Annotated in this window: 13 protein-coding genes; 4 read left to right on the top strand and 9 right to left on the bottom strand. The window is 74.0% G+C overall.

Annotation, left to right across the window (positions count from 1 at the left end):
- Window positions 1-18 precede the first annotated feature (18 nt).
- The 4 genes from ACZ7OY_RS03965 to ACZ7OY_RS03950 are packed head-to-tail and all read left to right on the top strand — an operon-like array spanning window position 19 to window position 3260.
- The gene (locus tag ACZ7OY_RS03965) at window positions 19-816 is read left to right on the top strand and encodes an ABC transporter ATP-binding protein (protein ID WP_471909896.1); all 798 of its coding nucleotides are present in this window, start codon (window positions 19-21) and stop codon (window positions 814-816) included.
- A complete protein-coding gene (locus tag ACZ7OY_RS03960) occupies window positions 803-1693 on the top strand; it encodes an ABC transporter permease (RefSeq protein WP_471909895.1) in 891 nt (296 codons plus the stop codon). Before ACZ7OY_RS03965 ends, ACZ7OY_RS03960 begins: the two co-directional genes overlap by 14 nt.
- 5 nt (window positions 1694-1698) lie before the next feature.
- Entirely contained in the window at window positions 1699-2472 is a 774-nt protein-coding gene (locus ACZ7OY_RS03955) for a sirohydrochlorin chelatase (protein WP_471909894.1), read from the top strand.
- On the top strand, window positions 2469-3260 hold the full coding sequence (locus ACZ7OY_RS03950) for an AfsR/SARP family transcriptional regulator (protein ID WP_471909893.1): 792 nt from the start codon (window positions 2469-2471) through the stop codon (window positions 3258-3260). Before ACZ7OY_RS03955 ends, ACZ7OY_RS03950 begins: the two co-directional genes overlap by 4 nt.
- Here ACZ7OY_RS03950 and ACZ7OY_RS03945 read toward each other — a convergent pair.
- The 9 genes from ACZ7OY_RS03945 to ACZ7OY_RS03905 are packed head-to-tail and all read right to left on the bottom strand — an operon-like array spanning window position 3244 to window position 11101.
- Entirely contained in the window at window positions 3244-4725 is a 1482-nt protein-coding gene (locus ACZ7OY_RS03945) for an APC family permease (RefSeq protein ID WP_471909892.1), read from the bottom strand. The two genes, ACZ7OY_RS03950 and ACZ7OY_RS03945, sit on opposite strands and share 17 nt — an antisense overlap.
- Window positions 4726-4757: 32 nt before the next feature.
- A complete protein-coding gene (locus tag ACZ7OY_RS03940; RefSeq protein ID WP_471909891.1) occupies window positions 4758-6005 on the bottom strand; it encodes a beta-ketoacyl-[acyl-carrier-protein] synthase family protein in 1248 nt (415 codons plus the stop codon).
- Entirely contained in the window at window positions 6002-6232 is a 231-nt protein-coding gene (locus tag ACZ7OY_RS03935) for a phosphopantetheine-binding protein (protein ID WP_471909890.1), read from the bottom strand. Before ACZ7OY_RS03935 ends, ACZ7OY_RS03940 begins: the two co-directional genes overlap by 4 nt.
- 20 nt (window positions 6233-6252) lie before the next feature.
- Complete coding sequence (locus ACZ7OY_RS03930; RefSeq protein WP_471909889.1) at window positions 6253-7260, bottom strand: beta-ketoacyl-ACP synthase III; 1008 nt, start codon at window positions 7258-7260, stop codon at window positions 6253-6255.
- A complete protein-coding gene (locus ACZ7OY_RS03925) occupies window positions 7257-8249 on the bottom strand; it encodes a VlmB-like protein (RefSeq protein ID WP_471909888.1) in 993 nt (330 codons plus the stop codon). Before ACZ7OY_RS03925 ends, ACZ7OY_RS03930 begins: the two co-directional genes overlap by 4 nt.
- The gene (locus tag ACZ7OY_RS03920) at window positions 8246-8743 is read right to left on the bottom strand and encodes a flavin reductase family protein (protein ID WP_471909887.1); all 498 of its coding nucleotides are present in this window, start codon (window positions 8741-8743) and stop codon (window positions 8246-8248) included. The genes ACZ7OY_RS03925 and ACZ7OY_RS03920 overlap by 4 nt, the downstream gene beginning before the upstream one ends.
- The gene (locus ACZ7OY_RS03915; protein WP_351612897.1) at window positions 8740-9282 is read right to left on the bottom strand and encodes a hypothetical protein; all 543 of its coding nucleotides are present in this window, start codon (window positions 9280-9282) and stop codon (window positions 8740-8742) included. The genes ACZ7OY_RS03920 and ACZ7OY_RS03915 overlap by 4 nt, the downstream gene beginning before the upstream one ends.
- Before the next feature lie 9 nt (window positions 9283-9291).
- Window positions 9292-9792, bottom strand: coding sequence for a type II toxin-antitoxin system RatA family toxin (locus ACZ7OY_RS03910; RefSeq protein WP_471909886.1), 501 nt, complete (start codon window positions 9790-9792; stop codon window positions 9292-9294).
- Between the two features lies 1 nt (window position 9793).
- A complete protein-coding gene (locus tag ACZ7OY_RS03905; RefSeq protein ID WP_471909885.1) occupies window positions 9794-11101 on the bottom strand; it encodes an aspartate aminotransferase family protein in 1308 nt (435 codons plus the stop codon).
- Window position 11102 lies beyond the last annotated feature (1 nt).

Below are 11102 nucleotides of genomic sequence, written 5' to 3'. Positions count from 1 at the left end.
ACCGAGGAGGTGCCGAGGATGGAGACCACCACCCTCACCCTGGCCACCGCCGCGACCGACGCGGCGGCCGGTCTCGCCGCGCGGATCGCGCACGTCTCGAAGTCGTTCCGCGACGGCTCCGCCCGGCAGCTCGTCCTGGACGACATCAGCCTCGATGTCGCGCCGGGCGAGTTCGTCACGCTGCTGGGGGCCTCCGGCTGCGGGAAGTCCACGCTGCTCGGCCTGCTCGCCGGACTGGACCGGCCGAGCGCCGGGGAGATCAGCACCCCGGCCGGCCGGCCGGCGCTGATGTTCCAGGAACACGCCCTGTTCCCCTGGCTGTCGGCCGGCCGCAACATCGAACTGGCGCTGAAACTGCGGGGGATGCCCCGTGGCGAGCGGCGGGCGCGGGCCGAGGAGCTGCTGGAACTGGTCCGGCTCAAGGGCGCGTACGGCAAACGGGTGCACGAGCTGTCCGGCGGTATGCGCCAGCGCGTCGCGCTCGCCCGCGCCCTCGCCCAGGACAGCAGGCTGCTGCTGATGGACGAGCCGTTCGCGGCCCTGGACGCCATCACCCGGGACGTGCTGCACGACGAGCTGACCCGCATCTGGCAGGAGACGGGCCTGTCCGTGCTGTTCGTCACCCACAACGTCCGTGAGGCCGTGCGGCTCGCCCAGCGGGTGGTACTGATGTCCTCGCGTCCCGGCCGCATCGCCCGCCAGTGGCAGGTCGGCATCGACCAGCCCCGCCGGATCGAGGACGCCACCGTCGCGGAGCTGTCCCTGGAGATCACCGAGGAACTGCGAGGGGAGATCCGCCGTCATGGCCGGCACTGACGCCGCCGAGGCGACCGGCGGCAGCGACCTGGCCGGGCTGGAGGCCGGGCTGGACGCGCTGGAGGCCCCGCGTACCCGCCGCCGGCCGCTGCGCGAGACGCTGCTGCGCAGCGTGCTGCCCCCGGCCGTCGCCGTCGCGCTCGTCCTGGCCGTCTGGCAGCTGCTGGTGTCGGCGCACGTCACCGACGCCTACCGGCTCCCCGCGCCCTCGGCCGTCTGGCACGAGGTCACCGAGGCCTGGCTGCGCGGCACCCTGTTCGGCTACATCTGGACGTCCGTCTCGCGCGGGCTGTCCGGCTTCCTGCTCGCGCTGCTGGTCGGCACCCCGCTGGGCCTGCTGGTGGCCCGGGTGCGGCTGGTGCGCGCCGCCGTCGGCCCGGTCCTGTCCGGCCTGCAGTCGCTGCCCTCGGTCGCCTGGGTGCCGCCGGCCGTGCTGTGGCTGGGCCTGAACGACTCGATGATGTACGCGGTGATCCTGCTCGGCGCCGTCCCCTCCATCGCCAACGGCCTGGTCTCCGGGGTCGACCAGATCCCGCCGCTGCACCTGCGGGCCGGCCGCACCCTGGGCGCCACCGGCCTGCGCGGACTGCGGCACATCGTGCTGCCGGCCGCGCTGCCCGGCTATGTGGCCGGGCTCAAGCAGGGCTGGGCGTTCTCCTGGCGCTCGCTCATGGCCGCCGAGATCATCGCCTCCTCCCCCGAACTCGGCGTCGGTCTGGGCCAGTTGCTGGAGAACGGCCGCAACACCAGCAGCATGCCGATGGTGTTCTTCGCCATCTTCCTGATCCTGCTGGTGGGCATCGCCGTGGACCTGGTGGTCTTCAGCCCGCTGGAGCGCCATGTGCTGCGCTCCCGCGGCCTGTTGGTGAAGAGCTGAACGCGATGCGCCCGTCGGCCCTGCTGGTCGTGGCCCACGGCAGCCGGGATCCGCGGCACGCGGCCACCGTGCGGGCGCTGGTCGGCCGGGCGCGGGCGCTGCGGCCGGGCCTGCGGGCGGGGACGGCCTTCCTGGAGTTCGGCACCCCGTCGGTGCGTTCGGCGCTGGAGCGCCTGGCCGCCGACGGGGTACGGGACGTCGTCGCCCTGCCGCTGCTGCTCACCCGGGCCTTCCACGCCAGGACCGACATCCCCGCCGTCCTGGCCGACGCCCCGGCCGCGCTGCGGGTGCGCCGGGCCGCGGTCCTGGGGCCCGACCCCCTGCTCGTCGCCGCCCTCGAACGCCGGCTCGCCGAGGCCGGGCTGCGCCGGTCCGAACGGGCGTCGACCGGCGTCGTGCTCGCCGCGGCGGGCTCCACCGACCCGGAGGCGAACGCGGCGATCGCAGCCATCGCGCGGGAGTGGCGGCGCAGCACCGGTTGGTGCGCCGTGCGGCCCGCGTTCGCCTCCGGCTCCTCGCCCCGCACCGTGGACGTCGTCCGTGCGCTGCGCGCCGACGGCGTGCCGCGGGTGGCCGTCGCGCCCTACGTCGTCGCGCCCGGCCGGCTCTCCGAGCGGATCGCGGCCCAGGCCGCGGGGGCGGATCTGCTGGCCCCCGTGCTGGGCGCGGCCCCGGAGCTGGCACGGCTGCTGCTGCGCCGCTGGGCGCAGGCGGTGACGGCCGTGCCCGACCAGGACTTGAGCAGCGGACGAGACCACAGTGTGACGCTCCACGCATGAGGTTCACCATTCTTGGAGCGATCGGAACCGTGGTCGACGGGCGCTTCGTCGCCGTCACCGGGGCTCGCCAGCGGATTCTGCTGACGACCCTCCTGCTCACCGCCGGCCGGCTGCTGCCGAGCGAGCAGCTGTACGCCGAACTCTGGGGCGAGGACCCGCCCGAGCTGGTCGAGAACGCCCTCCAGGCCCATGTGTCGCGGCTGCGCCGTACCCTGCGGCGGCACGCGGGCGACGGGCAGGCGCCCGCGCTGATCGGCCACCCTTCCGGCTATCAGCTGGTCGTGCCGCCCATGGACGTGGACGTGCACGTCTTCCGGGAGCGGCTGGCGCGGGCCCGCTCCGCGGCCGAGCGGGACCCGGCCATGTCCAGGGAACTTCTGGAGTCGGCACTGGAGCTGTGGCGGGGGCCGCTGCCGCAGGAGGTCGCCGCCAGCCCGCTGTGCCGCAGCGCGTCCGTGCAGCTGGACGAGGAGTACCTGAGCGCGCTGGAGTCCCGGCTGGAGCTGGAGCTGCGGTTCGGGCCGCCCGCCGACGTGATCAGCGAGCTGCGCCGGTTCGGTGTGATGCACCCCTGGCGGGAGCGCATCACCGAGCTGCTGATGCTGGCGCTGTACCGGACCGGCCGGCAGGCCGAGGCCGTCGAGACGTACAACGCGACCCGCAGCCGGCTCGTCGACGAGCTCGGTATCGAGCCCTCGCCCCGGCTGCGGGACCTGTTCCGGCGGATACTCAATCAGGAACCCGCGTTGGAGCACCGAAGAGGCATGGTGCTCAGTCTGGACGAGTGACCGAGGCCTGCGCCGCCGCGGGCGCCACCTCGACGGGCACCGCCCGCTCGCCGCCGTCCCGTCCGGCGAGCCTGCGGTAGGTGTCCGCCCTGTTGGTGCGCAGCCACCAGGCGTAGCCGGCGCCGAGCAGCGCGAGGACGGGCAGGGTCCAGGGCAGCGCGCCGACCACCGCGGAGTCGGTGCCGGTCAGCAGCGAGTAGTTGCCCAGGACCAGCCAGACGGTCGCGGTGAGACCGGCGAAGGCGAGCAGCGGGGCCACCAGCCCCTGCCAGACGCCGGCCCCGCCACCGCGCCGCAGCAGGCCGACGACCGACAGCGCGGCGGCGGCCTGGAGCACGATGATGCCGAGGGTGCCGAGCCCCAGCATGCTGGTCGTCATGTCGGCGTACGGGTCCAGGCCCGCGGCCGCGAACACGGCCACCGCGACGAGGTTGAGCGCGGACTGGAGTGTGCTCGCCCGGTGCGGGGAGCCGTGGCGGGGGTGGCGCGCGGACAGTGCGGTGGGCAGCAGGCCGTCCGTGGCCAGGACGTGGGCGTAGCGGTTGGCCGCGCTGTGCAGGGCGAGGGTGGCGGCGAAGAGGCTGGTGCACAGCAGCACTTCGAGGACGGTCCGCCCGGCGGTGCCCAGGTAGTCCCCGGCCAGGACGAAGAACAGGTCGCCCAGCTGTGCGCCGGCCGTCGCGCGTACGTTGCGGGCGCCGAGGGCGCCCACGGCCAGCCAGCTGGTGAGGGTGTAGAAGACCGAGATGAGCACGACGGCGGCGTAGGTGGCGCGGACCACGTTGCGCCGCGGGTTGCGGGCCTCGCCGCCGTAGAGCGCCGCGGACTCGAAGCCGATGAACGACACGAAGGCGAACATCATGGCGACGCCGAGCCCGGGTCCGGTCGCCTGGTGGCCGAAGGAGGCCGCGGGCAGTGCGGCGGCGCCGTGCCGGACGAGTACGGCGATGTCCAGGGCCAGCAGGACGCCGGTCTCGCCGATCATGAGCAGGGCGAGCAGCCGGGCGCTGAGCGTGATCTCCCGGTGGCCGAGCACGGCGACCAGGGCCACCCCGGCCAGTGCGCACACCTCCCACGAGACGTGGTAGCCGTGGGAGGCCAGGACCAGGCGGGTGAAGTAGCCCTGGGCGCCGACGAGTCCGATGGTGGCGGCGTTGTAGGAGAGCACGGCGATGAATCCGCCGGCCACGGCGGCCGGCCTGCCGAGCCCGTCGGCGATGGAGGTGTAGAAGCCGCCGGAGCCGCCGGTGCGGCGGGCGCTGACCGCGTAGCCGACGGCGAAACACAGCAGTGTCAGCCCGGCGAAGGCGAACGCGGCGGGGACGCCGGGGCCGTTGCCGACCGCGAAGGCCAGCGGCACGGTGCCCACCATGGCGGACAGCGGTGCGGCGGCGGCGACGATGACGAAGACGATGTGCCAGGTGCTCAGGTGCGTCCGGGAAGTGCTGGAGCGTAGCTGCGACATGGTCGGCTCCGGGGAGGAGGGGCTCGGGCGGGTCAGGCCGCGGCGAAGGCGAGCACCGCGTTCTGGCCGCCGAAACCGAAGGAGTTGGACACGGCCAGCGGGATGTCGAGCGGGACGGCCGCGGTGGCGGCCTCGATGTGGATCTTCGGGTCGAGCGTGGTCAGGCCGGCGGTGGGGGGCACCAGGGCGTGCTCGACGCTCAGTACGGTGAAGGCGGCCTCCACGGCCCCGGCGGCACCCAGCAGATGTCCGGTGACGCCCTTGGTGGAGGTGACCAGCGGTGCGTGCGACAGCACCCGGCTGAGCACCTGGGCCTCCACCAGGTCGTTGAGCCGGGTCGAGGTGCCGTGGGCGTTGACGTGCGCGACGTCCTCGGGTGTCGCGCCCGCGTCGGCGAGCGCGGCACGCAGGGCGGCCTCGGCGCCGGCGCCGGTGGGGTGCGGGGAGGTCATGTGGTGCGCGTCGGCGGTGGCGCCGTGGCCGACGAGCCGGGCCCGGGCGCGGGCGCCACGGGCGCGGGCGTCGCGGGCGCGTTCCAGGACGAGTACGCCGCTGCCCTCGGCGGCGACGAAGCCGTCCCGGTCGACGTCGAACGGCCGGGACGCCCGCGCCGGGTCGTCGCCGCGCTGCGAGAGCGCGCCCATCTGCGCGAACCCCGCCATCACCAGGGGGGTGATCATGGCTTCGCTGCCGCCGGCCAGGGCGATGTCGCACCGGTCGAGCAGCAGGAGGTCGCGTGCGGTGCCGATGGCCGTGGCGCCGGAGGCGCAGGCGGTGGCCACCACCAGGTTGGGCCCGGTGGTGCCGAGTTCGATGGCGGTCTGCCCGGCCAGCATGTTGGGCAGCTGCATGGGCAGCAGCAGGGGGGAGACCCGGGTCGGGCCGTCGCGGAGCAGCACCTGGTGCTGGGCCTCCACGGTCTCGGGCCCGCCGTCGGCGCAGCCGAGGACCACGGCCACCCGGGCGCCGTCCCAGTGCCTGGGGTCCAGGCCCGCGTCCGCCACCGCCTCCGCCGCGGCGACCAGGGCGAACTGGGTGAACCGGTCGAGCCGGTGGGCTCTGCGGCCGCCGAGCAGCGCCTCGCCGTCGAAGCCGGGCACCCGGCAGGTGATGCCCGTCGGGCCCGGGGGCAGTGCCGGGTCCGGGGCCGCGGCCGGCCGGCCGGCGCACACCGTACGCCAGCTGGCCGCCGTACCGATGCCGCCGGGTGTGACCAGACCGATGCCGGTGACGGCGATGTCCGCCGCGGGCCGGGGCGGACGGCCGGCCGCGCTGTTCACACGCCCGCCCGCCGGCTCTCGATCAGCTCGACCATCGCGCCGATGGAGTCGGTCGCGATCAGTTCGTCGTCGCTGACGGTGACGTCCAGTTCCTGTTCGAGCAGCAGCGAGAGCTCGACCAGGGCGAGCGAGTCCAGGTCGATGTCCTCCCTGGTCGCGCCGGGGGTGACCTTCTCCGGGTCCACCTTGAGCTTGCTGACGAGCATTTCCTTGACGATCTCGAACATGACTGTCCTCCTTGACGGTGTCACGGGGTACGCGGATCGGTCACCGGCCCCAGCTGCGGCCAGCTCAGCGTGGTCGCCCCCCAGGCCAGGCCGCCGCCGAAGGCGGTGAGCAGGACCCGGTGGCCGGGGCGCAGCCGGCCGTCGGCGGCGGCGTCGGCGAGCAGCAGCGGGACGGACGCCCCGCCGGTGTTGCCCAGGTAGGCGATGTTGGTCAGCTGCCGTTCGGCGGGAATCCCGAGCCGTTCGGCGACGGTGTCGAGGATGCGGGCGTTGGCCTGGTGGGCGGCGAGCCGGTCGACCTGCTCGGTGGTCCACCCGGCGCGGGCGAGCGCCTGCCCGCTCGCGGCGGTCATCCGCTCGACGGCGTGCCGGTAGGTGTCGCGGCCGCGCATCCGGAAGTACTGCTCGCCCGGTGCGTGCGGGGCGCGCCGGCGGGAACCGCCCGCCGGCACCTCGATCAGGTCGCGGTGTTCGCCGTCGCTGCCGAGCACCATCGGGCCGAGTGCGCCCGGTTCCGCCGGGGTGCCCGCGCGCAGCACCACCGCTCCCGCCCCGTCCGCGAAGATCACCGCGGTGCCCCGGTCCTGCGGGTCGATGATCGTCGTGAAGGCCTCCGCGGCGATCACGAGCACCCGGTCGGCGGTGGCGGAGGCGATCAGTCCGGCGGCGCTGGCCAGTGCGTAGAGGAAGCCGCTGCACACGGCGGCCACGTCGAAGGCGGGGACCGTGCCGACGCCGAGCCGGGCGGCCACCTCGGGGGCGGTCGCGGGGCAGGGCCGGTCGGGGGTGGTGGTGGCCAGGACCACCGCGTCCACCGCGGCCTCGCCCGCGGACTTCAGGGCCCGGCGGCCGGCTTCGACGGCCAGGTCCGAGGTGGCGGTGCCGGCCGAGACCATGTGCCGGGTGCGGATGCCGGTCCGGCTGCGGATCCAGTCGTCGGAGGTGTCGAGGCGTTCGCTGAGGTCGGCGTTGGTGACGCGGCGCGGCGGTACGTGGCCGCCGAGTCCGCAGACGACCGCCGCCCTCACCGTGCGGTCCGGGTGGCGAGGTGGGCGGGGATGCCCATGTAGGCCATGCGTTTCTCGGCCATCTGGTCCGTCCACGCCTCGGCCATGTCGTAGCGCTGTTCCGGGGTGGTGTCGAGCATGCGCACGCCCGGCCAGATCTCGTAGTCCCCGATGAGGTCCGCCCGGGCGGCCATGCCCTCCTGGAAGAGTTCCTCGCGGTGCAGCACGAAGGGGCGGTCGGGCAGCCGGTCCCACAGTTCCCGGCCGGCCCGCAGGATCTCCGCCAGGCGCGGCAGATAGTCCGGGTGTGCCTCCAGGTGGTCCTTGAGGATGGTGGCCGCGACCGTGAGGTGGCGGATCTCGTCGATGGCCGTGCCCCGGGAGATCTCGCCGGTCGCGGGCGAGAGCGGGGTCCACTTGCGTTCGCTGAGCTCGGCCGCGGGCGCCAGCACCCCCTCGATGACGATGGCGAAGACGGCCACGCCGCCCGCGAAGTCGGCCCGGGTGCGGACGATGTCGCGGGTGAACTCCACGACGGGGTCGAGGATCTGTTTCCGGTAGTCGGTGGCGAGTTCGGCGATGTCCGCGACCAGGGTGGCCGCGGGCATGCCCAGTTCGGCCAGATGGTCGCGGAACACCCGGGCGTGCCGGGCCTCGTCGATGAGCTGGGTGGCGTAGAACTCGAGCTCGGGGATGCCGGGGGCGATGGCGACGTAGTCGGCCAGCAGCCTGGTGGCGAGCTCCTCCGCCAGGCTCCGGAAGCCGAACTCCAGGATCAGTGCCTGGCGCAGCGGCCCCGGCGCGCGCAGGAAGTCCGGCACCGTCGCCTCGGGGGCGTGGCCGGTGGCGCCCCGGCCGAGGAGCGTGCCCTGGGCGACCTGGGTGATCCAGTACGGCAGATCGCACTCCGCGGGGCCCAGGGTGAGCTCCATCGCCCCGTCGAGCAGGCCGGGAGCCTCGTCCCAGTCGGCCTCGCGGGCCACCCGGGCCGTGCCGTGTTGCGTGGTCATGGGGTCGTACCGTCCCTTCCGGTCAGGGTGCGCAGGCCGCCGGCGAAGCTGAGCAGCGGGTCTCCGGAGCCGGTGTCGCTCTCCACCACCCGCCCCAGGAGCACTTCGTGGTCGCCGACCGCGATCCGGCCGGCGCCCCGGCAGCTGTAGTGCGCGAGCGTCCCTTCGAGCAGGGGCGCGGTGGTGAGCGGGTCGGGCCGCCAGGCGAACCCGTCGAACTGCGCGGCGCCCAGGGGCCGGCTGCTGTCGGCGAACCAGCGGGCCAGCTCGGCCTGGCCGCCCCCCAGGACGTTCACCGTGAACCAGCCGGCGGCGATGGCGAGTTCTCCGAGCACCGATCCGGCGCGCAGGCTGGTGCCCAGGATGAGCGGCCGGGTGGACACCAGGGTGGTGGTCGAGGCCGTGGTGCCGTGCAGCCGGCCCTCGTGGCTCACCGTCAGGACGCTGACCGGGGTGGCCAGCCGGCGTACGGCGGTGGTCCGCCCGCCGGTCACTGTGCGGTTTCCGGCTGCCGGCGCGCGGCCTGGGCCGGCCGGGCCGGGACGTGTCCCACGGGCGCCGGGTCACCGGTGTGGCCGACCGGCTTGGGGTGCTTGACCCCGAGGTCGTCCAGCAGCCGCAGATAGCCGGGCTGGCGGACCGGCTCGAAGGGCAGCGAGAACGGCTTGAGGAAGTTGCCGAACAGCCCCCGGTCGCCGAAGAGGTGGAACGGCAGCACCAGCAGCGCCCACTCGGGCCGGACCAGCCAGCACCACAGCGCGGCCACGGCGCCCTGGGTGATGAGGCTGTGCATGACGTTGTAGAGGACGTAGTACGCCTTCGGGATCGGTGCGCCGTGGCTGCGCCGGAAGGCGACGGCGCCGGGGATGTAGCCGATCAGGTCGATGTAGAGGAACAGGGCGACGGCGGGCAGCCAGCGGATCTCGCCCGCGTGGGCGATGATCATCCCGGTGGTGACCGCGAGTCCCACCAGGTACTCGGCCCGGTGCAGGGAGAACGTGCGGGGGGTCTCGAAGGGGTTGGCCTGGTCCATGACGCGCTCCTATGCGGTGGCGGGCAGGCCCGCGGCGGAGGTGCCGGGGTCGCCGGGGTCGGGTTCGCCGACGAGCCGTACGCGGGCGAACTGGCCCGCCAGTGCCCAGGCGACGGTCTCCTTGATGACCCGCTCGGCGATCGGGTCGAGGATGCCTTCGAGGCTGGGGATGCCGAAGTCGAACGCACAGGTGAAGCTCACCTCGACGTCGTCGCCCCGCTCGGTGAGCAGCCAGCGGCCGGAGAAGCTGTCGAAGTCGCCCTCGGTCTGCTCGAAGTGGACCTCGCCGTCCTGCGGCTCGAACCGCTCGGTCTCGGTCCAGCGCAGCAGACCGCTGCGGAAGTGCAGCTCCCAGCTGGAGGATCCGGTCGGCGCGGGGCGCCCTTGGTGCACGGTGGTGGACTGCACGTGCGGGGCGAGATCGGCGTAGCGCTCCCACTGCACGATCCGTTCGAAGACGTCCGCGCGCCGCTCGTCGTGCACCACCGCGTCCAGTTGCACATGTCGCATGTCAGCTACCGCCTTCCGGCATGGTGGGCGCCATCCGGACGAGATCCCTGGTGGCCTTGTCGAACGCGTCGAGGAGGAAGCGTTCGTCCACCTCGGTGAGCACGGCGGGCGGGGTGAAGCGCACCACCGCGCTGCCGTTCATGGAGTGGTTGGCCACCACCCCGTGGTTGAAGAGCTCGATGAGCAGCTCGCCCGCCAGGCCCGGCTCGGCCAGCTCCACGCCGATGAGCAGTCCGCGGCCGCGGACGTCGGTGACCAGGCCGGGCAGGTTGCGCCGGGCGATCGCGGTGATCTCCGGCAGCAGCCGGGCGCCGATGTCCGTGGCCCGGGTGACGAGCCGTTCCTCCTGGACGACCTGGATCGCCGCCTGGACGGCCGCCATCAGCAGCGGCTGCCCGGAGAACGTCCCGGTGTGGACGTAGGGGTCCTTGTCGAAGGGGCGGAACGCCTCCTTGGTGGCGATCGCCGCCGAGACCGGGACCACGCCCCCGCCCAGCGCCTTGCCGACGAGCATGACGTCGGGCCGGACGTCGTCGATGTCGGCGCCCCACCACTCGCCCAGCCGACCCATGCCGGTCTGCACCTCGTCCAGGACGAGGAAACCCTCGTACTCCCGGACCAGTTCCTCGACCTGCTTCAGGTAGCCCTTCGGGGGCAGTACGACACCGCCCTCGCCCTGGACCGGCTCGACGATGACGCAGACCTCGCCGGGGTGGGCGGCCAGCTCGGTGCGCAGCGCCTCGGCGTCGCCGTAGGGCAGGTGCTCGACGTCGGGCAGCAGCGGACGGAAGGGGTTCTGGTAGACGGCCTTGGCGGTGGCCGACAGCGCGCCCATCGTCTTGCCGTGGTAGCCGCCGAGCATCGAGACGATCCTGGTGCGCCCGTGGGCGCGGGCGAGCTTGAGGCCGGTCTCCACCGCCTCCGCGCCGGAGAGGGCGAAGTGCACCCGCTCCAGCCCCTGGGGGGCGACGGCCGCCAGCGCCTCGGCGGCGCGGGCGACGGTCGGCTCCAGCAGGATCCGGGTGGCGACCGGGTGGGTGTGCAGCTGGTGCTGGACGGCCTCCACGACCCTCGGGTGCCGGGCGCCCATGATGAAGACGCCGTAGCCGCCGCAGTTGAGGAACTGCTCGCCGTCGCTGGTGGTGAGCCAGGCGCCGGCCGAGGCCACCTCCATGTGGCTGCCGAAGAGTTCGGCGAGGGTCGCGCGGCCCTTGCTCAGTCGGGCCCGGTACAGGGCCAGGATGTCCGCCTCGGTGTCCGGTGCCGGGCCCGCGGTGGTGGTCCCGGACGGATCGCTGGTGATGGTCATG

The sequence above is a fragment of the Streptomyces sp. NPDC107559 genome, from assembly GCF_055657365.1.
Note: the sequence above shows the minus strand (reverse complement) of the source record. Positions and strands in the feature narration are given on the sequence as shown.